18 protein-coding genes are annotated in these 21088 nt (G+C 73.8%); 9 read left to right on the forward strand and 9 right to left on the reverse strand.

What is annotated here, in order from left to right; translation table 11 throughout:
• The first annotated feature begins 3 nt into the window (after positions 1-3).
• From hutU to hutH, 5 genes are all read left to right on the forward strand, one after another.
• The gene (hutU, locus tag JQN83_RS13360; RefSeq protein WP_208567426.1) at positions 4-1662 is read left to right on the forward strand and encodes a urocanate hydratase; all 1659 of its coding nucleotides are present in this window, start codon (positions 4-6) and stop codon (positions 1660-1662) included.
• Complete coding sequence (locus JQN83_RS13365) at positions 1659-2909, forward strand: allantoate amidohydrolase (protein ID WP_208567427.1); 1251 nt, start codon at positions 1659-1661, stop codon at positions 2907-2909. Before hutU ends, JQN83_RS13365 begins: the two co-directional genes overlap by 4 nt.
• Positions 2906-4261 carry a formimidoylglutamate deiminase gene (locus JQN83_RS13370; RefSeq protein WP_208567467.1) on the forward strand — a complete coding sequence of 452 codons (1356 nt, stop codon included), beginning with the start codon at positions 2906-2908 and terminating at the stop codon, positions 4259-4261. Before JQN83_RS13365 ends, JQN83_RS13370 begins: the two co-directional genes overlap by 4 nt.
• A gap of 75 nt (positions 4262-4336) precedes the next feature.
• Positions 4337-5530 (forward strand): imidazolonepropionase, encoded by a 1194-nt coding sequence (hutI, locus tag JQN83_RS13375; protein ID WP_208567428.1) that lies wholly within the window; start codon positions 4337-4339, stop codon positions 5528-5530.
• On the forward strand, positions 5518-7056 hold the full coding sequence (gene hutH / locus JQN83_RS13380) for a histidine ammonia-lyase (protein WP_208567429.1): 1539 nt from the start codon (positions 5518-5520) through the stop codon (positions 7054-7056). Before hutI ends, hutH begins: the two co-directional genes overlap by 13 nt.
• Before the next feature lie 900 nt (positions 7057-7956).
• Here the strand turns inward: hutH and rdgB are convergent.
• The 9 genes from rdgB to JQN83_RS13425 all read right to left on the reverse strand — a co-directional run bounded on the left by rdgB (position 7957) and on the right by JQN83_RS13425 (position 14819).
• The gene (gene rdgB / locus JQN83_RS13385) at positions 7957-8571 is read right to left on the reverse strand and encodes an RdgB/HAM1 family non-canonical purine NTP pyrophosphatase (protein ID WP_208567430.1); all 615 of its coding nucleotides are present in this window, start codon (positions 8569-8571) and stop codon (positions 7957-7959) included.
• Positions 8568-9296: a ribonuclease PH gene (rph, locus tag JQN83_RS13390; protein ID WP_204927210.1), complete on the reverse strand. Its 729-nt coding sequence runs from the start codon at positions 9294-9296 to the stop codon at positions 8568-8570. The genes rdgB and rph overlap by 4 nt, the downstream gene beginning before the upstream one ends.
• Before the next feature lie 53 nt (positions 9297-9349).
• Entirely contained in the window at positions 9350-10096 is a 747-nt protein-coding gene (locus tag JQN83_RS13395) for an MBL fold metallo-hydrolase (protein ID WP_208567431.1), read from the reverse strand.
• Positions 10097-10290: 194 nt separating this feature from the next.
• Positions 10291-11256, reverse strand: coding sequence for a PLP-dependent cysteine synthase family protein (locus tag JQN83_RS13400; RefSeq protein ID WP_208567432.1), 966 nt, complete (start codon positions 11254-11256; stop codon positions 10291-10293).
• An 11-nt stretch (positions 11257-11267) separates the two neighbouring features.
• Positions 11268-11633, reverse strand: coding sequence for a MoaD/ThiS family protein (locus JQN83_RS13405; protein WP_208567433.1), 366 nt, complete (start codon positions 11631-11633; stop codon positions 11268-11270).
• Positions 11634-11694: 61 nt separating this feature from the next.
• On the reverse strand, positions 11695-12183 hold the full coding sequence (locus JQN83_RS13410; protein WP_208567434.1) for a M67 family metallopeptidase: 489 nt from the start codon (positions 12181-12183) through the stop codon (positions 11695-11697).
• 55 nt (positions 12184-12238) lie between these two features.
• Entirely contained in the window at positions 12239-12733 is a 495-nt protein-coding gene (locus JQN83_RS13415; RefSeq protein ID WP_208567468.1) for a DUF2017 domain-containing protein, read from the reverse strand.
• 120 nt (positions 12734-12853) lie between these two features.
• A complete protein-coding gene (clpS, locus tag JQN83_RS13420; RefSeq protein ID WP_091251593.1) occupies positions 12854-13144 on the reverse strand; it encodes an ATP-dependent Clp protease adapter ClpS in 291 nt (96 codons plus the stop codon).
• Between the two features lie 133 nt (positions 13145-13277).
• Positions 13278-14819 (reverse strand): P-loop NTPase family protein, encoded by a 1542-nt coding sequence (locus tag JQN83_RS13425; RefSeq protein ID WP_208567435.1) that lies wholly within the window; start codon positions 14817-14819, stop codon positions 13278-13280.
• Positions 14820-15014: 195 nt separating this feature from the next.
• Here JQN83_RS13425 and JQN83_RS33795 point away from each other — a divergent pair, with 195 nt between their 5' ends.
• The 4 genes from JQN83_RS33795 to JQN83_RS13445 all read left to right on the forward strand — a co-directional run bounded on the left by JQN83_RS33795 (position 15015) and on the right by JQN83_RS13445 (position 20963).
• Positions 15015-17693: a LuxR C-terminal-related transcriptional regulator gene (locus JQN83_RS33795; RefSeq protein WP_208567436.1), complete on the forward strand. Its 2679-nt coding sequence runs from the start codon at positions 15015-15017 to the stop codon at positions 17691-17693.
• A gap of 16 nt (positions 17694-17709) precedes the next feature.
• The gene (locus JQN83_RS13435) at positions 17710-18996 is read left to right on the forward strand and encodes a nicotinate phosphoribosyltransferase (protein ID WP_208567437.1); all 1287 of its coding nucleotides are present in this window, start codon (positions 17710-17712) and stop codon (positions 18994-18996) included.
• 67 nt (positions 18997-19063) lie between these two features.
• Positions 19064-19645, forward strand: a complete 582-nt coding sequence (locus tag JQN83_RS13440) for an isochorismatase family protein (protein WP_208567438.1) — start codon at positions 19064-19066, stop codon at positions 19643-19645.
• A 64-nt stretch (positions 19646-19709) separates the two neighbouring features.
• Positions 19710-20963, forward strand: a complete 1254-nt coding sequence (locus JQN83_RS13445; RefSeq protein WP_208567439.1) for an MFS transporter — start codon at positions 19710-19712, stop codon at positions 20961-20963.
• Positions 20964-21088 lie beyond the last annotated feature (125 nt).

Genomic DNA, 21088 nt, shown 5'->3' on the forward strand with positions numbered 1-21088 from the left:
GCCATGCACCAGCCCGTCCGTGCCGCCCGTGGCACCACCCGTACCGCGCAGGGGTGGCCGCAGGAGGCCGCCCTGCGGATGCTGATGAACAACCTCGACCCGGAGGTGGCCGAACGCCCCGACGACCTGGTGGTCTACGGCGGCACCGGGAAGGCGGCCCGGGACTGGCCGTCGTACCACGCGCTGGTGCGCACCCTCACCGGGCTGCGCGACGACGAGACGATGCTGGTGCAGTCGGGCCGCCCGGTCGGGGTCATGCGCACCCACGAGTGGGCCCCCCGGGTGCTGCTGGCCAACTCCAACCTGGTCGGCGACTGGGCCACCTGGCCCGAGTTCCGCCGGCTGGAATCCCTCGGCCTGACCATGTACGGGCAGATGACCGCCGGTTCGTGGATCTACATCGGCACCCAGGGCATCCTCCAGGGCACCTACGAGACGTTCGCCGCCGTCGCCGCCGCGAAGTGCTTCGGCGGCAGCCTCGCCGGGACGCTGACCCTCACCGCCGGCTGCGGCGGGATGGGCGGGGCGCAACCCCTCGCGGTCACCATGAACGACGGCGTCTGCCTGATCGTGGACGTGGACCGCACCCGGCTCGACCGGCGGGTGCACGACCGCTACCTCGACGAGGTGGCCGACTCGCTCGACGACGCCGTCGCCCGGGTGCTGGCCGCGAAGCGGGACCGGCGGGCGCTCAGCGTCGGTGTGGTCGGCAACGCCGCCACCGTCTTCCCCGAGTTGCTGCGCCGGGGGGTGGCCGTCGACGTGGTCACCGACCAGACCAGCGCGCACGACCCGCTGTCGTACCTGCCGGAGGGGGTGGAGCTGGCCGACGCGCGGGACTACGCGGCGGCGAAGCCGGCCGAGTTCACCGACCGGGCGCGAGCGTCGATGGCGAAGCACGTCGAGGCGATGGTCGGCTTCCTCGACGCGGGCGCGGAGGTGTTCGACTACGGCAACTCGATCCGGGGCGAGGCGCAGTTGGGCGGCTACGCGCGGGCGTTCGACTTCCCCGGTTTCGTGCCGGCGTACATCAGGCCGCTGTTCTGCGAGGGCAAGGGGCCGTTCCGCTGGGCGGCGCTGTCCGGCGACCCGGCCGACATCGCCGCCACCGACCGGGCCATCCTCGACCTGTTCCCCGAGAACGAGTCGCTGGCCCGGTGGATGCGGCTGGCCGGGGAACGGGTCGCCTTCCAGGGGCTGCCGGCCCGGATCTGCTGGCTGGGCTACGGCGAGCGGGACGTCGCCGGGGTGCGGTTCAACGACATGGTCGCCGCCGGGGAGCTGTCCGCGCCGGTGGTGATCGGCCGGGACCACCTGGATTGCGGCAGCGTCGCCAGCCCGTACCGGGAGACCGAGGCGATGGCCGACGGGTCCGATGCGATCGCCGACTGGCCGCTGCTCAACGCGCTGGTCAACACCGCCAGCGGCGCGTCCTGGGTGTCGATCCACCACGGCGGTGGGGTGGGCATCGGCCGTTCCATCCACGCCGGTCAGGTCTGCGTCGCCGACGGCACCGCGCTGGCCGGGCAGAAGATCGAACGGGTGCTCACCAACGACCCGGCGATGGGCGTCATCCGGCACGTCGACGCCGGCTACGACACCGCCCGCGACGTCGCCGAGCGCGACAACGTCCGCATCCCCATGGCGGAGAGTGGGGCGTGACCGGGCGGTTCCGGGAGTTGTGGGACGAGATCGCGCCGGTCGGCCGGGACGCCGACAGCGGCGGCTATCTGCGGTACGCGCTGACCCCGCCGGAGCTGCGGCTGCGGGAGTGGTTCCGGGAGCAGGCCGACCTGCGGGGCATGCCGGTCAGCGGGGACGGCAACGGCAACCTGTTCGCCTGGTGGGGCGACCCGCCCACCGACGGGCCGGCCACCGACGGGCCGAACGCCGGCGGGCCGAACGCCGACGGGTCGGCCGGCACCGGGGCGGTGCTGACCGGCAGCCACTTCGACTCGGTGCCGCACGGCGGGGCGTACGACGGGCCGCTCGGCATCGTCAGCGCGTTCCTCGCCGTGGACGAGCTGCGGGCCGCAGGCGTCACCCCGGTCCGGCCGGTGGTGGTGGCCGCCTTCGTCGAGGAGGAGGGGGCGCGGTTCGGCGTACCGTGCCTGGGGTCGAGGCTGCTCACCGGCGAGATCGACGCCGACCGCGCGGCCGGGCTGCGCGACGCGGCCGGGGTGAGCTTCGCCGAGGCGCTGGGCCACCGGCCGGCGGGGGCCGACCCGGCGCTGCTCGGCCGGTTCGCCGCCTTCGTGGAACTGCACGTCGAGCAGGGGCGGGCGCTGGTCGACGCCGACGCGCCGGTCGCGGTGGCGAGCGCCATCTGGCCGCACGGCCGGTGGCGCTTCGAGCTGCGCGGCGAGGGCAACCACGCCGGTACGACCCGGATGGCCGACCGCCGCGACCCGATGCTCACCTTCGCGTTCACCGTGCTCGCGGCGAACAAGGAGGCCCGGCTGCGCGGCGCGCACGCCACCGTCGGGCGGGTGGCGGTGGAACCCAACGCCACCAACGCGATCCCGTCGACGGTGACCGGCTGGCTGGACGCGCGCGCGGCCGAACCGGACACCCTGGACGGCCTGGTCGAGGCGGTGCAGGCCAAGGCCGCCGAACGGTCCCGCCGCGACGGCACCGAGCTGACCGTGACCCGGGAGTCGGCCACCCCGCTGGTCACCTTCGACGGCGGGCTGGCCGACCGGCTGGCGGGGCTGCTGGCCGCGCCGGTGCTACCCACCGGGGCCGGCCACGACGCCGGGGTGCTCGCCGCGCACCTGCCCACCGCGATGCTGTTCGTGCGCAACCCGACCGGGGTGTCGCACTCCCCCGCCGAGGCGGCCACCGACGACGACTGTGCGGCCGGGGTGGTCGCGCTGGCCCGGGTGCTGGAGGAGCTGGCATGCCACTGACCCGTTGGCTGGCCGAGCAGGCGTGGCTGCCCGATCATGCCGCGCCGACCCCGGACGTGCTGATCGAGGCCGAGGACGGCCGGTTCACCGCCGTCACCCCGCTCGCCCGGGGCACGTCGCCGCAGACCGGGGTCGAGGTGCTCGCCGAGGCGGTACGGCTGCCCGGCCTCACCCTGCCCGGCCTGGCCAACGCCCACTCGCACGCCTTCCACCGGGCGCTGCGCGGGCGTACCCACGGCGGTCGGGGGGACTTCTGGAGTTGGCGGGAGGAGATGTACGCCGTCGCCGGCCGGCTCGATCCCGACTCCTACCTGGCGCTGGCCCGGGCCGCGTACGCGGAGATGGCGCTGGCCGGGGTGACCTGCGTCGGCGAGTTCCACTACCTGCACCACGGCCCCGACGGCCGGCCGTACGACGACCCGAACGCGATGGGTGCGGCGCTTGTCGAGGCGGCGGCGCAGGCCGGTATCCGGATCACCCTGCTGGACGCCTGTTACCTGACCGCCTCGGTGGCCGGGGAGCCGTTGGTCGGGGTGCAGCGGCGCTTCGGCGACGGGGACGCGCTGCGCTGGGCGGCACGGGCCGACGGGTTCCGGCCGGCCGGGGCGCACGTGCTGCGCGGGGCGGCGATCCACTCGGTACGCGCGGTGCCGGCGGACCAGCTCGCCACCGTCGCCGGGTGGGCGTACCGGCAGGGTGCCCCGCTGCACGTGCACCTGTCGGAGCAGCCCGCCGAGAACGACGCCTGCCGGACGGTGCACGGGCGTACCCCTACCGGGCTGCTCGCCGACCGTGGGGTGCTCGGCCCGGAGGTCACCGCCGTGCACGCCACCCACCCGACCAGCGCCGACCTGGCCCTGCTGGCCGAGCACCGGACCGGGGTGTGTCTGTGCCCCACCACGGAACGGGACCTGGCCGACGGGATCGGGCCGGCCCGGCTGATGGCCGACGCCGGCATCCCGCTGAGCCTGGGCAGCGACAGTCACGCCGTGGTCGACCTGTTCGAGGAGGCCCGCGCGGTGGAGTTGGACGAGCGGCTGCGTACCCGGCGACGCGGGCACTTCACCGCCGCCGCGCTGCGCGACGCGGCCACCGTCACCGGGCACGCCGCGCTGGGCTGGGCCGACGCCGGCCGGATCGCCGTCGGGGAACGCGCCGACCTGGTGACCGTCCGGCTGGACAGCCCGCGTACCGCCGGGGTGCCGCCGGTGGGGGTGTTCTTCGCGGCCACCGCCGCCGACGTCGACCAGGTGGTGGTGGACGGGCGGCAGGTGGTGCGCGACGGCCGGCACCTGACCGTGGACGTGCCGGCTGAGCTGCGCGCGACGGTCGCGGCGGTGACCGGTGACTAGCCGGGTCCCGGCCGGGTCCGGGCAGCGGCCGGCGACGCGCGGCGGGGGCGGCCGGTCCGGGACGGGAGGGGCGGCGTGAGCAGCCTGCTGGTCGACAACATCGGCGAGTTGGTCACCAATGTGCCGGCGGCCGGCGGGGACGGGCCGTTGGGTCTGCGGCGGGGGGTCGCCCTGCTGGTGGAGGCGGGTCGGGTCGTCTGGATCGGCCCGGCCCGCTATGCGCCGGCCGCCGACCGGCGGATCGACGCCGAGGGGGGCGCGGTGCTGCCCGGGTTCGTGGACAGCCACGCGCACCTGGTGTTCGCCGGGGACCGGGCGGCGGAGTTCGCGGCCCGGATGGCCGGTGAGCCGTACACCGGAGGGGGTATCCGGACCACGGTCGGTGCGACCCGGGCGGCCTCCGACGACGACCTACGGGACACCGTGCACCGGCTGCGCGACGAGGCGATGCGGCAGGGCACCACCACCATGGAGATCAAGAGTGGGTACGGCCTGACCGTCGCCGACGAGGCCCGCTCGCTGCGGATCGCCGCCGAGGTGACCGCCGAGACCACCTTCCTCGGCGCGCACGTCGTCCCCGCCGAGTACGCGGGCCGCCCCGACGACTACGTGGGGCTGGTCTGCGGGCCGATGCTCACCGCCGCCGCGCCGTACGCCCGCTGGGTGGACGTGTTCTGTGAGCGGGGCGCCTTCGACGCCGACCACACCCGGGCGATCCTCACCGTCGGGCAGGCCGCCGGGCTGGGCCTGCGGTTGCACGCCAACCAGCTCGGCCCGGGGCCGGGTGTGCGGCTGGGGGTGGAGCTGGGGGCAGCCAGCGTCGACCACTGCACCCACCTGTCCGACGTCGACGTCGACGCGCTGGCCGGCTCGGCCACCACCACCGATCCGACCGTGGCGACCCTACTGCCGGGGGCCGAGTTCTCCACCAGGTCGCCGTACCCGGACGCCCGGCGGCTGCTGGACGCGGGGGTGACCGTGGCGCTGGCCACGGACTGCAATCCCGGGTCGTCGTACACCTCGTCGATGCCGTTCTGTGTCGCGCTGGCCGTCCGCGAGATGCGGATGACCCCGGCGGAGGCGGTCTGGGCCGCGACGGCGGGCGGCGCACGGGCGTTGCGCCGCACCGACGTCGGCGCGCTGCGCCCCGGCGTACGGGCCGACCTGATGATCCTCGACGCCCCGTCCCACCTTCACCTGGCCTACCGGCCGGGTGTCCCACTGGTCCGCCAGGTCCTGCACAACGGAGTACCGCAATGTCGTCTGTGACCGTCCAGCCCACCGGGATCACCCCCGCCGACGTGCTCGCCGTGGCACGCGGTGACGCCCGGGTCGTCCTCGCTCCGGCCGCCGTCGAGGCGATGGTCGACAGTCGGTCCATCGTGGACGGCATCGAGGCCGCCGGCCGCCCGGTGTACGGCGTCTCCACCGGTTTCGGGGCGTTGGCCAACACGTTCGTCGCCCCGCAGCGCCGGGCCGAGTTGCAGCACGCGCTGATCCGTTCGCATGCGGCCGGGGTGGGTGCGCCGATGCCCCGCGAGGTGGTGCGGGCGATGATGCTGCTGCGGGTCCGCTCGTTGGCACTGGGCCGCTCCGGGGTCCGTCCGCTGCTCGCCCAGGGGCTGATCGACCTGCTCAACGCCGACGTCACCCCGTGGGTGCCGGAGCACGGTTCGCTCGGTGCCTCCGGTGACCTGGCGCCGCTGGCGCACTGCGCGCTGGTGCTGCTCGGCGAGGGGTGGGTGCTGGGACCCGCCGGCGAACGGGTCGACGCCGCCGACGCGCTGCGCGCCGCCGGGCTGACCCCGGTCGCGTTGGCCGCCAAGGAGGGGCTGGCGCTGATCAACGGCACCGACGGGATGCTCGGGATGCTGCTGCTGGCCGTCGCGGACGCCCGGCACCTGTTCGCCATGGCCGACGTGACCGCCGCGCTGGCCATCGAGGCGATGCTCGGCTCGGAGCGACCTTTCCTGCCGGAGCTGCACGCCATCCGGCCGCACCCGGGGCAGGCCGCCTCGGCGGCGAACATTCACCGGCTACTCCAGGATTCCCGTGTGATGGACTCGCACCGCGACGACCTGGCGCACGCCGTGCAGGACGCGTACTCGATGCGGTGCGCTCCGCAGGTGGCCGGCGCGGCCCGGGACACCCTGGACTTCGTCGCGACGGTGGCCGGCCGGGAGCTGGTCTCGGTGGTGGACAACCCGGTGGTGTTGCCGGACGGCCGGGTCGAGTCGACCGGCAACTTCCACGGCGCTCCGCTCGGCTTCGCCGCCGACTACCTGGCCATCGCCGCCGCCGAGGTGGGGGCGATCGCCGAGCGGCGGGTGGACCGGCTGCTCGACGTGACCCGCAACCGGGACCTGCCGGCGTTCCTGTCCCCCGACGCGGGGGTGAACTCCGGGCTGATGATCGCCCAGTACACGGCCGCCGGGATCGTCGCGGAGAACCGCCGGCTGGCCGCGCCCGCTTCGGTCGACTCGCTGCCCACCAGTGGCATGCAGGAGGACCACGTCTCGATGGGCTGGGCGGCGACCAAGAAGCTGCGCACCGTGCTGGACAACCTGACCAGCCTGCTCGCCGTGGAGCTGCTGGCGGCGGTGCGGGGCCTGCAACTGCGCGCACCGCTGGAGCCGTCACCGGCCGGCCGGGCCGCCGTGGCCGCGCTCGGGGGTGCGGCCGGCGAACCCGGTCCCGATGTCTTCCTCGCCCCGGTGATGGAAGCGGCCCGCGCCGTGCTCGCCGGCCCCGACCTGCGTAGCGCCATCGAGCGGGAGATCGGCCCCCTGGGCTGACCGTCCGCCGCCCCGGCCTTCCCGGACCTCCCCACCCCACTCCGTCCTGGCAGTACCCGCTGCCCCCGGTGGAGTCGGTCGCCCCCGGTGGAGTCCCGGTCGCCCTCGATGGAGTCGGTCGCCCTCGGCGGCGTCGGTCGGGGCGTGGGCACTCACCCCGGCAGGTTCACCGCCGTCGTGGGCCGGCCACCGCCATCACACTCCACCGCACCCCTCAGCTGGACCACACTCGCCGCATTCCGGAAACCGTCCCACCTGCCACTACAATACGTGACATTTTCTTCCTGCCCACTGCCGTCACCGAGAGTGGCGAAGCTCGTCACCCTCACCTATCCCCACTCGCATCCTTTGCTCTGCTGCCATAGACGCGACACCGCTCTCACCAGCAGAAACCGGAACCCGGTCGGAATAGCCTCCGGCAGAGGCAGTGACTCTCGGTATGCGTCGCTTCAAGGGCAGCAGAGCAAAGGATGCGGATGCCATTGGGTCTCGCCGGCCGGGCGGTCACTCTTGGTGAACAGGAGGGCTTGGCGTATGGGGCGGGACGGGACGAAGAGGAGCGTGTTTCGTTGGCCGGGCCCCGCAGCGCAGGGGCGACGGGCATGCGGCACCGCAGCGCAGGGGCGACGGGCATGCGGCACCGCAGCGCAGGGGCGACGGGCATGCGGCACCGCAGCGCAGGGGCGACGGGCATGCGGCACCGCAGACGGAAGAGCGCGCCACGGAACCGCGCCGGCCACTCCCCGGGCAGTGGCGACGCCTGGATGCCTACGGGATGCCGAGCCCGTCACGAGCCGGGCAGCGGAATGAGCCACCCCCGCCCGGAGAGGACCACCCGCGGAGCGGGGACAGGGGCGGGGGCGGGGGCGGGGGCGGGGGCGGGACGAGATGTGCGGGGGGTCAGGTGGCGGGCAGCACCTTGGCGGCCAGCTTCGCCAACTCGCGCAACGCCTTGCCCCGGTGGCTGATCGCGTCCTTCTCCTGCGGGGTCAGCTCCGCGTTGGTGCGGTCCTGGCCGTCACCGAGGAAGATCGGGTCGTACCCGAAACCGCCGTCGCCGCGCGGGGCGCGCAGCAGCCGGCCAGACTGGCGGCCGTCGACCAGGTGTTCCTTGCCGCCCGGCAGCACCAGCGCCACGGTGCACACGAAGGCCGCCCCCCGGTGCTCGTCAGGCAGGTCGGCGATCTGGTCCAGCACCAGTTGCAGGTTGGCCCGGTCGTCGCCGTGCCGCCCCGCCCAGCGGGCGCTGAAGACCCCCGGCATGCCGTTGAGCGCGTCCACCGCGATGCCGGAGTCGTCGGCGATGGTGGGCAGACCCGTACGCCGGCAGCCCTCCCGAGCCTTGATCAGGGCGTTCTCACCAAAGGTGAGGCCGGTCTCCGGCAGCTCGGGATACTCCTCGACGTCGTCGAGGCCGAGCAGGGCGATCCGGTGCGCGCCGAGCGCGCCGTCGAGGATGCGCTGCAACTCCACCAGCTTTTTGCGGTTCCGGGTGGCGAGCAGGACCTTGTTCATGATGCGAGCGCCTTCCGCTGGGCCTCGGCCAGTTCCAGACAACCCAACGACGCGACGTCCAACAACGCGTCGAGCTGCGCCCGGGAGAAGACACCGTCCTCGCCCGTGCCCTGCACCTCGACGAAGTCCCCCTCGCCGGTGCAGACGACGTTCATGTCCACCTCGGCGGCCACGTCCTCGACATAGCAGAGGTCGAGCAGCGGCTCGCCCGCGACGATCCCGACGCTGACCGCGGCCACCGAGCGGTGCATCACCTTCTCCGGCTTGCCGGCCAACGACTTACGGCCGGCAAGCCAGCTCACCGCGTCATAGAGGGCCACGTACGCGCCGGTGATCGAGGCGGTACGGGTGCCGCCGTCGGCCTGGAGCACGTCGCAGTCGAGCACGATCGAGTTCTCGCCGAGCGCCTTGAGGTCGACGCAGGCGCGCAGGCTGCGGCCGATCAGCCGGGAGATCTCGTGGGTCCGCCCACCGATCTTGCCGCGGACGCTCTCCCGGTCCGAGCGGGTGTTGGTGGCCCGGGGCAGCATCGCGTACTCGGCGGTGACCCAGCCGAGCCCGGAGCCCTTGCGCCAGCGGGGCACGCCCTCGGTGACGCTTGCGGTGCAGAGCACCCGGGTGCCGCCGAACTCGACGAGCACCGAGCCCTCCGGGTGGGTGCTCCAGCCCCGGGTCAACGTCACCGGTCGGAGTTGGTCGGGTCGCCGCCCGTCAGGTCGTGCCATCCCTGCACCCTATGCGGTCGCATGATCGGCGCATGCCCGGGTGCCCGGTGCGCTCAGATGTCGTAGGTGGCGCCGGCCCGGACCACTTCCATCGGCCCCGTGAAGGCACCGGCGGCCGAGGCGATGGTGTGCGACTCGCTGCCCCAGGCCACCACCAGATGGGTCAGCAGCAGTCGGCCCACCCCGGCCTTGGTAGCCGTTTCGCCGGCCTCCCGGCCCGTGAGGTGCAGGTCCGGTGGATTGTCCACCCCGTCGAGGTAACTGGCTTCGCAGAGGAAGACGTCGGCGTCCTGGGCGAGCCGCAGCAGCGCGTCGCAGGGGGCGGTGTCCGACGAGTAGCAGAGCACCCGGCCCTCGTGCTCCAACCGCACCCCGTAGGTCTCGACGGGATGGTTCACCCGGTCGACGGTGACGGTGAACGGGCCGATCGGGAAGGTGCCCGGCTGGAGCCCGTAGAACTGGTAGACGTCCTCGACGCCACTGTCGTCCTGGCCGTAGGCGGTGGCGAGCCGGTCCGGGGCCCCCGGCGGCGCGTAGACCGGCAGCGGCGGGTACGGCCCGTCCGGGGCGTACCGCCGGACCACCACGTATGACGCGGCGTCGAGAATGTGGTCGCAGTGCAGGTGGGTCAGGAGAATGGCGTCCGGGGCGTGCAGCCCGGCGTACCGCTGGAGGGTGGACAGCGAGCCCGGCCCGAAGTCGACCAGCAGGCGGAAACCCTGCGCCTCGACGAGGTAGGCGGAGCAGGGGGACTCAGGGCCGGGGAAACTCCCCGCGCAGCCCAGAACGGTCAGCCGCATCGGGTGGCCCCACGATTACTAGGAGTAGTCGACACGCCGGGGTCAACACCGCTGATGATCTCAACCGACGCGTACGCCACGCTGGGCAGCCTACGCGCAGCGACGGCAGGGCAAGAATCATCTACTGCAAGTTGTCACCAACGTGACACCCACAGGGCCGGCCGACGGTCCCGTCGACCGGCCCACCCGGTGGGTCAGGCCCAGAGCTGCCCCTCCAGGGCGCCCTCGGCGTCGGCGAGCGTGCCGCCGTACGCCCCGGTGGAGAGGTACTTCCAGCCACCGTCGCAGACCACGAAGGCGACGTCGGCCCGTCGGCCGTCCCGCGCCGCCTCGTGCGCCACGGCCAGGGCGGCGTGCAGGATCGCCCCGGTGGAGAAGCCGGCGAAGATCCCCTCCACCTCCACCAACTGCCGGGTGCGTAGCACCGCGTCCCGGGTGCCGACCGAGAAGCGGCGGTTGAGCACCGTCGCGTCGTACAACTCGGGGACGTAGCCCTCGTCGATGTTGCGCAGGCCGTAGACCAGCTCGCCGTAGCGCGGCTCGGCCGCCACCACCTGGATGCCCTCGACCTTTTCCCGCAGGAACCGCCCGGTGCCCATCAGGGTGCCGGTGGTGCCCAGGCCCGCCACGAAGTGCGTGATGGTGGGCAGGTCGTGCAGCAGCTCGGGCCCGGTGGTCTCGTAGTGCGCCCGGGCGTTGGCCTCGTTGCCGTACTGGTAGAGCATGACCCAGTCCGGATGGTCGGCCGAGATCTGCTTCGCGGTGGCGACGGCCTGGTTGGAACCACCCGCCGCCGGCGAAAAGATGATCTCCGCGCCGTACATCCGGAGCAGCTGGACCCGCTCGGTGGAGACGTTCTCCGGCATCACGCAGACCAACCGGTAGCCGCGCAGCTTGGCCACCATGGCCAACGCGATACCGGTATTACCGCTGGTCGGCTCAAGGATGGTGTCCCCCGGGCGGAGCCGGCCGGCCTGCTCTGCCGCGCGGACCATGAACAGGGCCGCCCGGTCCTTGATGCTGCCGGTGGGGTTCCGGTCCTCCAGCTTGGCCCAGAGCCGCACCGGCGGCGCCCCGTCGGGCACCGTCGGCGAGAGCCGGGGCAACCCCACCAGGGGGGTGCCGCCGCAGGCGTCGAGCAGGCTGTCGTACCGCGCCATGACGCCCGCCCTCAGCGGGGGGCGACGGCCGCGCGCCGTGCCGCCACCGCCGCGGTGGTCGCACGGTGCTGGCTGATCGCCGCCGCGGCGGCGAAGCCGAACGCCCCACCGGCCACGGCCGGCAGCACGGTCACGCTGTCGCCGTCGTTGAGCTTGGCGTCCAGCGCGCCCAGGAACCGGACGTCCTCGTCGTTGACGTAGACGTTGACGAAACGGTGCAGCACGCCCGCGTCGGTGACCAGCCGGGCCTTCAGGCCGGCGTGCCGGGTGTCCAGGTCGGTGAGCAGGTCGCCCAGGGTGTCCCCGGCGCCCTCGACGACCTTCGCGCCGCCGGTGTAGCTGCGCAGGATGGTGGGGATGCGAACCTCGATGGCCATGACGTACTCCTTGGTCGGGTGTGCCTCGGTGCCGGACGGAAAGGGTGTGCGGAGCTGAAGGTCAGCTGCCGGAACACTCGTAGTCGACCGTCGCCGGGCTCTGCCCGAACATGTAGGACTGGACCGCGTGCGGGTCCACCCCGGCGTCCACGATCCGCACCGGCTCCTCGGTCACCACGCCGTCGATAATCCGGAAGGACCGGATCTCCTCGGTGTCCGGCTCGCGGGTGGAGACCAGCAGGTAGTGCGCGCCCGGCTCACCGGCGAAGGCGACGTCCGTCCGGGACGGGTACGCCTCGGTCGCGGTGTGCGAGTGGTAGATGACGACCGGTTCCTCGTCGCGGTCGTCCATCTCCCGCCACACCCGCAGGTGCTCCATCGAGTCGAACTCGTAGAACGTCATCGAGCGGGCCGCGTTGTCCATCGGAATGTGCCGGGTAGGGGTGTCGCCGCCGACGGGTCCGGCGACGACCCCACACGCCTCGTCCGGGTGGTCCCGGCGCGCGTGGGCGACGATCGCCTCGACGATCGATCGGTCGATGCTCAGCACGACGACCAGCCTAGCGCCCGTCCGGCGGACCCGGCGAGGCGGTGACCGTCACAGTTCAGTCGATCAAGGCGTTGAGCAGGGATTCCTGGAGATAACCCAGATAGGCGTAGACCGACAGTTGGAACACCCGGGACGAGGTCGGGTCCTCGGCGACCGCGTCGTCGAGTTCCTCGCCCAGGTCCGTGCCGTCCTTGATCTCCAACCTGACACCCATCGCGAGCCGGGCGTCGTTGAGCGCCCGTAACCACGCCTCGGCCGCCTCCGCGTCCAGCCGCACCTCGCCGCCGGCGGAGTCGGGCAGCGCGGCCAGCACCGCGCCCGCCTGGTCGATCTTGGCGGTCTTCAGGTCGCCCTCGGTGTACCGGCGGAACTCCGCCGCCCCGGCCGGATCGTCCGGGTAGGCGTCGGGAAAGAGCCGGCCCACGACCGGGTCGGCCGGGTCGAAGCCGTCGGTGAGCAGCCCGACCACCTCACTGGCGACCTTGCGCAGCACCCGGGCCTCGTCCACCGCGAAGGTCGCCACGTAACGGTCGTCCTGGCGACGGAACATGCTCACCGGATTATCTCCGTTCGCGACTGCGGGGCTCGCAACACCGGCTCACTCCTCGCGCTCACCGGATCATCTCCGTTCGCGACTGCGGGGCTCGCAAACCCGGCTCACTCCTCGCGCTCACGAGCGGTCCACCGTCGCCCAGAGGCCGTACGCGTGCAGCTGCGACGCGTCGTGCTCCATCCGCTCCCGGGCGCCGCTGGACACCACGGCACGGCCCTTGTGGTGCACGTCCAGCATCAACTTCTCGGCCTTCTCCCGGCTGTAACCGAACAGCTTCTGGAAGACCCAGGTCACGTACGTCATGAGGTTGACCGGGTCGTCCCAGACGATCGTCACCCACTGCCGGTCCGCGACCGGCACCTCGTCGGTGTCCGGCGTCTCGACCGGTGCAACCTGTGGAGCCGCCATGCCCCCCATCGTGCCACCGGAAGTGGCGATCCGATGAACCGGAACGCCGGGGCAGCCTGGATCACCCTCCCGAGCTGCGGAAACCCGGCAAGGTACGGACACGGCGGGGATGCGCACGAAAACCCTCGGTGGCTCAGGCGAGCAGGATGCCGTGGTCGAGGGCGTCGGAGAGGACCCCGTCGAGCGAGAGCCGCAACGCCTCGAACCGCCGCGACACCTCGCGGGACAGGTCCAACTCGACCTCGCGCAGCGCCCGTTGCACCCAGGCGCGGGCCGCGTTCGGCTCGTCGTTGCCGGGGCTGCGCCAGTGTTGCCAGCACCCGCCGGAGAGGGCGACCCCGATCGGCGGCAGCACCTCGGTCCGCGGTGCGCCGGGATGACCGGCCAACGCGTCCAGCGCGCCGGCGCCGGACACCACCGCCACCCCTGCGGTGCTGGTGACCAGGAGCACCCGGTCCAGATCCTGGCCGGACGGGTGGTCGGCCAGCCCCCACCCGACGGCGGCGTCGATCCGCTGCCGCGCCCCCTCGGGCAGCGATGCGCCGAAGACCCGGGCGGCAGCCTCGTCGACGATCTCCCGGGCGGCCCGGTCCTGCTGGCGGGTGGCGAGCAGGGAGAGGGCCTCCAGTTCCCGGTCGAGCAGTGTGGGCAGACCCGCGCAGCCCGCCCCGAAAACGATCTCCTGGACGGCACGCAGGTGGACGGCGGCCAGTTCGAGGGCGAGGTGCTGACGGATGGCACGGGCGCAGGACCGGCTCTGCCGCTGCAACCGGTCGCCCCAGTCGTCACCGGGCGGGTCGGCGGCCACCGGCACCCGCCCGTGGCTGCCGGGCGGCAGCGGTGAACGCGAACTCGCCCGCCGCAGCCCTTCGACGGCCGACCAGCCGACCAGCGCCCGCCGCAGCCCCGGGTGCTCGGCCCGGTGCACGGGGAACCAGTCGGCCCCGGCCAGGTCCGGCACCGTGGCCAGCAGCGTGGCCCGGTGCGCCGCGACCGGATCGACCGCAGGGCCGGCCGGGGGCGGCGGGACGGACACCCCCGTGTCGTCGGTCGCCGCCGCCTCCGGTGGCACCCAGCCGCCCGCCCCCGGGGTGACCACGAAGAAGACCCGTGCCGAGGTACGGGCAACCTCGGCGAGCAGGTGCAGCTCGGCGGCGGTGAGGGTCTGGTCGGCGCCGATCACGAAGAGCAGCGCGCCGGAGCGGGTCACCGCGTCCAGCAGGACCCGCCCACCGGCCACGCCCAGGGTGTCGGTGTCCGGTGTGTCGAGCACGGCGAAGTGCCGCAGCAGCGGCTCCGGCAGGCTCAACTCGACCCGACGCGGCGCCCGGGCCAGCGCCGGGCCGGCCGCCGCCTGGTCGGCCCCGTAGAAGTGCGGCTGACGGTAGCCGGGCACGTAGGCCGCCCGGGTGGCGACCCGGGCGTGCCGGACCAGCAGGCTGCTGCCCGCCGGCACGGCGAGCATCCCGGAGGGGATCCCGAGCAGCGCGGCGAGCACCTCGCGGCGGGCCGCCCCGGCGGGGCCGGCGGCGACCACGGCGAGGGGTTCGTCGGGGTGGACCTCGTCGATCCGCAGGTGGCCCGGGAACGGGCCCGGGGCCCGCAGCCCGCCGGCACCGGGCTCGTCGGACGGGTCGTCGGTCAGGTCGACCCCGGGGGGTGGTCCGGGCTTCATGCGGCCTCCGCTTGACACGGGCTACGGTCTGCACCCGTGCAGGACGTCCGGTGGGTGACTTTTGGCTGCCGGAAGGTTACGGGGCGCACCCGACGTCACCGAAACATCCGAATACTCAGCGGTAACTGTGGCGTTACTCAACTTCACAGCGTCACCAGGCACCTCCGGACCGATTTACATCGATATGCTGCTCAGATGAGTCGGTGGAGTTTCGTCGGCCGAACGGATGAACTCAGCCGTCTGTTGGCAGCGGTGCACGACGAGCAGGGACACGGCCTCTTCTTCAGCGGCAGCGCGGGCGTCGGCAAGAGCCGGTTGCTGCGCGAGGGGGTGGCCGCGCTGCCCACCGACCGCTACGCCCTGTCGTTCGTCGCGGCCAGCACGGCCACCGCGGCGCTGCCCTTCGGCGGGCTCGCCCCGGTGCTGCCGGCCGAGCAACCGCCGGGCCTGTCCCCCGCCGGGGTGCTGCGCTGGGGAGTCGAGGTGCTCCAGGAGCAGGCTGCCGGGCGGCGCATCGTGCTCGCCATCGACGACGCGCACCTGCTCGACCCGCCCTCGGCGGCGCTGGTCCACCTGCTCGCCCGCGCCGAGAACACCACCGTGCTGGGCACCCTGCGCAGCGGCGAGCAGATCCCGCTGCCCATCCGGGCACTGTGGACCGACGATCTCGTCACGCACGCCGAGCTGGCCCCCCTCGGCCCCGGCGAGACCGCCGGTCTGCTCGCCGCCCTGCTGGCCGGGCCGGTCGACTCCGTTTCCGCCGAGCGGTTGTTCCGGCTCTGCGCCGGCAACCCGCTGCTGCTGCGGGAGCTGGTGCTGGCCGCCACCACCGGGGGTGAGATGGTCCGCACCTACGGGTTGTGGCGGTGGACCGGGCGGTTGGAGCTGGCCCCCAGCCTCACCGATCTCATCGACACCCGGATCGGTCGACTGGCACCCGGGGTCCGGGCGGTGGTGGAGCTGGTCGCCTTCGGTGAACCGCTCGGCCTGCGGCTGCTCGACCGGGCCGCCGACCCGGCCGACGTCGAGGTCGCCGAGGAACGCGGCCTGATCACCGTCGTGCCGGACGACCGCCGGGTCGACGTGCGGCTCGCCCATCCGCTCTACGGCGAGGTGATCCGTCGGCGCTGCCCGGTCAGCCGGACCCGCCGCCTGCAGGCCCAGCTCGCCGAACGGGTGGAGCTGGCCGGCGCCCGCCGCCGGGGCGACCTGCTGCGGGTGGCGGTGTGGCGGCTGGACTCCGGCACCGCGCAGGACCCCGGTCTGCTGCTCCAGGCGGCCGTCCAGGCGTTCACCCGCTACGACGTGCCGCTGGCCACCCGGTTGGCCCGCGCGGCGCTCGACGCCGACGGCGGCTACGACGCCGCCGAACTCCTCGCCACCATCCTGATGTTCGGCGACCGGCCGACGGAGGCGATCGGGGTGCTCGACGCGGTGGCCGGTGACATCGCCTGTGAGCACCGCCGCAGCCGGTGGCTGACCGTACGCGGGATGGTCAGCTACTGGGGGCTCAGCGAGCAGTCCACGGTGGACACGATCGCGGTGGCCGGGCAGGCCCTCACCGATCCCGGGCACCAGGCCCGGGTCCGCGCCTTCGAGGCGATCATGCGGCTGCACGGCCTGGACGTCGACACCGCGCTGCGACTCGGCCGGTCGGTGCTGGACCGCCCGGCGGCCAGTGTCGCGGCCCGGGAACTGGCCCGGTGCACGATCGCCCACGTCGACGCCGTACAGGGCCGGTTCCGGGCCAGCGCCACGGCGATCGACCGGGTGCAGGCGGAGGCGGCGAACTGGCGGGCCGACATGCCGTACCTGCAACTGGCCATGGAGTTGGCCCGGGGCACCCGGTTGGCGCTCTGCGGGGACCTCGCCGGCATCGACGCCATCGTGGCCGACGAGTTCGCCGACCAGGCCGGCGCCGGGGACTTCCGGCTCGGCACCGGCTACCTGTCCATCCTCCAGGCGTACGCGGCGCGGCTGCGGGGTCGCGGCGACGACGCGCTCAAGGCCAGCCTCGGTGCCTGCGCGGTGCTCGCCACCAGCCGGGTCTTCGCCGGCCTGGCCCACGCCGAGCGGGCCCAGGCCGCGCTGCTGCGCGGCGACGTGGCGACCGCGGTCACGGCGATGGCCGAGGCCGACCGCACCCAGGCCCCCGGCATGGCGGTGCTCCGACCATGGCTGGAGCAGGCCCGGGGCGCGGTGCTGGCGGCCGGGGGCGACCTGACCGGGGCCACCAGGCAGCTGTGCGAGCTGGCCGACCGGTTGCGCGCCGACGGCTTCGCCGGTCACGAGGCGCTGGTCCTGCACGACCTGGTCCGCCTCGGCCAGGCCACCGCTGCGGTCGGGCCGACCTGCACCGACGGCAACCGGCGTACGGTCGCGCAGCGGTTGGCCGAACTCTGCGAGACCGTCGACGGGGTGCTGGCTCCGCTGCTCGCCCGGCACGCCCGGGCCGCCGCCGAGCGGGACGGGGCGGCCCTGCTGGAGGTGGCCGACGGATTCGCGAAGCTGGACCTGACGGTCTGGGCGGTCGACGCCACGGCGACGGCCCTGCACGGGTGGCGGCGCAACCGGTCGGCGTCGGCCGCCGCCGCGCACGAACGGCTCGCCGCCCTGCTCACCCGCTGTGACGAGATCCGTACCCCGGCGTTGGACGCGCTGCGCCCGACGCTGAGCGACCGGGAGCTGGAGATCGCCGGTTTCGCCGCCGCCGGGGTGACCAGCCGGGCGATCGCGAGCCGGTTGTTCCTGTCGCACCGGACGGTGGAGAATCACCTCCAACGGGTCTACAGCAAACTCGGCATCACCAGTCGCGCCGAGCTGGGCGCGGCGTTGCGGGCGATCCCGGGCCACGGCGGCGGCCCGGCCGGGTGAACTCTAGGCTGGGCTGGTGAGTCATCTTCGCCCCGCCCTGCTGACCGACCACTACGAGCTGACCATGGTCAGTGCCGCCCTGCGCGACGGCACCGCCGACCGCCGCTGCACCTTCGAGGTGTTCAGCCGGCGGTTGCCCACCGGACGCCGGTACGGGGTGGTCGCGGGGACCGGCCGGCTGATCGACATGATCAGGGACTTCCGGTTCACCGCGGAGGAGGTCGAGTTCCTGCTCCGGACCGGGGTGGTGGACGAGCCCGCCGCCCGGTGGTTGGCCGACTACCGCTTCACCGGTGACATCGACGGGTACGCCGAGGGTGAGCTGTTCTTTCCCGGCTCGCCGATCCTCACCGTCTCCGGGGGGTTCGCCGAGTGCGTGGTGCTGGAGACGCTGGTGCTGTCGGTGCTCAACCACGACTGCGCGGTGGCCGCGGCGGCCGCCCGGATGGTCACCGCGGCCCGGGGCCGGGCGCTGATCGAGATGGGTTCCCGGCGGGCCCACGAGGAGGCGGCGGTGGCTGCCGCGCGGGCGGCGTACCTGGCCGGGTTCCGGTTCACCTCCAACCTGGCGGCCGGTCAGCGCTACGGCATCCCCACCGCCGGGACCGCCGCGCACGCGTTCACCCTGCTGCACGACGACGAGCGGACGGCGTTCGCCTCGCAGGTCGCCACGTTGGGCCGGGACACCACGCTGCTGGTCGACACGTACGACATCAGCCAGGGCATCCGGACCGCCATCGAGGTGGCCGGGCCGCAGCTGCGGGCGGTCCGGATCGACTCCGGCGACCTCGCGGTGATCGCCCAGCAGTCCCGGGAGCTGCTCGACTCGCTCGGCGCCACCGAGACGAAGATCATCGTGTCGGGGGATCTCGACGAGTACGCCATCGCCGCGCTCGCCGCCGAACCGGTCGACATGTACGGCGCGGGCACCGCCGTGGTCACCGGCTCCGGTGCACCCACCGCCAGCCTGGTCTACAAGTTGGTCGAGGTGGACGGCCGGCCGGTGGTCAAGCGTTCCGAGAACAAGGGCACCATCGGGGGCCGGAAGGTCGCGGTACGCCGGCACAAGCCCACCGGCACCGCCACCGAGGAGGTCGTCGTCTCGCAGGGCGTGCCGGACCGGCAGGCCAACGACCGGTCGCTCCAGCACTCGTTCGTGGTCGACGGCGAACCGGTCGAGCTGCCCACCATCGCCGAGTCCCGGGAGCACCTGCGGCAGTGCCTGATCTCCATCCCGTGGGAGGGGTTGAAGCTCTCCGCGGGTGATCCGGCGATCCCGGTCACGGTCGTGCCGGCTGGTTGAGCCGCCGGGGCAGACTGGGTCGTGCCGCAGGTGGATCACCGGCGGCGAGCGGAGAGGAAGGGCACCGATGGCCAACGCGCTGATCATCGTGGACGTGCAGAACGACTTCTGTGAGGGCGGTTCCCTGGCCGTCGCCGGGGGCGCGGGCGTCGCCGCCGGTATCTCGGGTCTGCTGGCCGGTGAACCGCAGCGGTGGGACCACGTGGTCGCCACCAAGGACTACCACGTCGACCCGGGGGCGCACTTCGGCGACCCGCCGGACTACGTCGAGTCGTGGCCCCGGCACTGCGTGGTCGGCACCCAGGGCAGCGAGTTCCACCCCGACCTGGTGACCGACCGGGTCGAGGCGGTCTTCCACAAGGGCGAGCACGCCGCCGCGTACTCCGGCTTCGAGGGGCACGCCGACGACGGTGAGACCCTGGCCGACTGGCTGCGCCGACGCGACGTCGACCGGGTCGACGTGGTCGGCATCGCCACCGACCACTGCGTGCGGGCCACCGCCCTGGACGCCGCCCGGGAGGGCTTCGCCACCACCGTGCTGCTCGACCTGACGGCGGCGGTCGCGCCGGCGACGCTGGACGTGGCGCTGCGGGCGATGGACGGTGCCGGGGTCACCCTGCACGGCGAGCCGGTGATCAGCGCCGCATGAGCCGGTAATCGCTTGCCGATGTCGTACCCCCGGTCGAGGATGACCGCCGGAGGTACGGAGCATCATGACGTTGACGCCTTACCGGCTGGCCCTGGCCCAGCCCGGTCTGCGGGCCCTGCTACTGGTGGCGGTGCTGGCCCGCATCCCGCTCACCGCGACCGGGGTGACGCTCACCTTCTACGTGGTGTTGGAGCTGGGCCGGGGCTACGGTGCCGCCGGCCTGGTCGGCGCCGCGTCGGTCGCCGGCGCGGCCATCGGTTCGCCCCTGCTCGGCCGGCTGGTCGACCGGCGTGGCCTGCGTCCGGTGGTCGCGGTGACCACCGTCGTCGAGGCGGCCTTCTGGGCGGGCGCCCCGACGTTGAGTCTGCCGCTGCTGCTGCCCGCCGCGTTCGTGGCCGGGCTGTTCGCGCTGCCGGTCTTCTCGGTGGTCCGGCAGTCGATCGCCGCGCTGGTGCCGGCGGAGCGCCGCCGCCCCGCGTACGCGCTGGACTCGATGTCGATGGAGCTGTCCTTCATGATCGGGCCGGCGCTGGCCGTGGCCCTGGCCACCGCCGTCTCCCCCCGGGTCACGCTCTGGGCGGTCGGCACCGGCATCGTCGGCGCCGGCATCGCCCTGTGGTTGCTCGACCCACCGACCCGCGGTGCCGAGGAGCCGGTCGGCCCGCAGCCCCGGGTGCCGCGGCGGCAGTGGTTGACCACCCGCCTGCTCGCCGTGTTCGCGGTGAGCGCCGCCGCGACCCTGGTGCTCGGTGGCACCGACGTGGCGGTGGTGGCCGTGCTGCGGGCCGGTGGCGAGGTCGGTTGGACGGGCGCGGTGCTCGCCGCCTGGGCGGTAGCCTCGCTGGTCGGCGGCTTCGCCTACGGTGCGGTCCGCCGTTCCTTCTCCCCGCTGGCGCTGGCCGCCCTGCTCAGCCTCTGCACCATTCCGGTCGGGTTGGGCGGCGACCACTGGTGGCTGCTCTGTCTGGCGCTGCTCCCGGCCGGCGCGCTCTGCGCCCCCACCATCGCCGCCACCGCCGACGCGGTCAGTCGACTCGCCCCCGCCGGGGTACGCGGGGAGGCGATGGGCCTGCACGGCTCCGCCACCACGGTCGGCATCGCGCTCGGCGCTCCGCTGGCCGGCGCGGTCATCGACGCCTCGGTGCCGCTCTGGGGCTTCGTGGTTAACGGCGCGGTGGGGTTGCTGGTGACCCTGGTGGTCCTGCCCGTGGAGCTGCGCCACCGCCGCTCGCCCGGCACCGGAGCCGCCGCCGTCGAGCCTGCGGTCGCCCCCGCCACCGACGAACCCGCCGTCGAACTGACACCCGCCACTCCCTGACCCGGCCCAGCGGCCCAGCGGCCCAGCGGCCCAGCGGCCCAGCGGCCCAGCGGCCCAGCGGCCCAGCGGCCCAGCGGCCCAGCGGCCCAGCGGCCCAGCGGCCCAGCGGCCCAGCGGCCCAGCGG

The sequence above is a fragment of the Micromonospora antibiotica genome, assembly GCF_017599305.1.
Lineage (GTDB): Bacteria > Actinomycetota > Actinomycetes > Mycobacteriales > Micromonosporaceae > Micromonospora > Micromonospora antibiotica.

What these genes read in the sequence shown, in the direction of transcription:
- hutU (WP_208567426.1), top strand. Translation starts at nt 4, where the DNA reads ATGCACCAGCCCGTCCGTGCCGCCCGTGGCACCACCCGTACCGCGCAG.
- hutH (WP_208567429.1), top strand. Translation starts at nt 5,518, where the DNA reads ATGTCGTCTGTGACCGTCCAGCCCACCGGGATCACCCCCGCCGACGTG.
- rdgB (WP_208567430.1), bottom strand. Translation starts at nt 8,571, where the DNA reads ATGAACAAGGTCCTGCTCGCCACCCGGAACCGCAAAAAGCTGGTGGAG.
- rph (WP_204927210.1), bottom strand. Translation starts at nt 9,296, where the DNA reads ATGGCACGACCTGACGGGCGGCGACCCGACCAACTCCGACCGGTGACG.
- JQN83_RS13395 (WP_208567431.1), bottom strand. Translation starts at nt 10,096, where the DNA reads ATGCGGCTGACCGTTCTGGGCTGCGCGGGGAGTTTCCCCGGCCCTGAG.
- JQN83_RS13400 (WP_208567432.1), bottom strand. Translation starts at nt 11,256, where the DNA reads ATGGCGCGGTACGACAGCCTGCTCGACGCCTGCGGCGGCACCCCCCTG.
- JQN83_RS13405 (WP_208567433.1), bottom strand. Translation starts at nt 11,633, where the DNA reads ATGGCCATCGAGGTTCGCATCCCCACCATCCTGCGCAGCTACACCGGC.
- JQN83_RS13415 (WP_208567468.1), bottom strand. Translation starts at nt 12,733, where the DNA reads ATGTTCCGTCGCCAGGACGACCGTTACGTGGCGACCTTCGCGGTGGAC.
- clpS (WP_091251593.1), bottom strand. Translation starts at nt 13,144, where the DNA reads ATGGCGGCTCCACAGGTTGCACCGGTCGAGACGCCGGACACCGACGAG.
- JQN83_RS13425 (WP_208567435.1), bottom strand. Translation starts at nt 14,819, where the DNA reads ATGAAGCCCGGACCACCCCCCGGGGTCGACCTGACCGACGACCCGTCC.
- JQN83_RS33795 (WP_208567436.1), top strand. Translation starts at nt 15,015, where the DNA reads ATGAGTCGGTGGAGTTTCGTCGGCCGAACGGATGAACTCAGCCGTCTG.
- JQN83_RS13440 (WP_208567438.1), top strand. Translation starts at nt 19,064, where the DNA reads ATGGCCAACGCGCTGATCATCGTGGACGTGCAGAACGACTTCTGTGAG.
- JQN83_RS13445 (WP_208567439.1), top strand. Translation starts at nt 19,710, where the DNA reads ATGACGTTGACGCCTTACCGGCTGGCCCTGGCCCAGCCCGGTCTGCGG.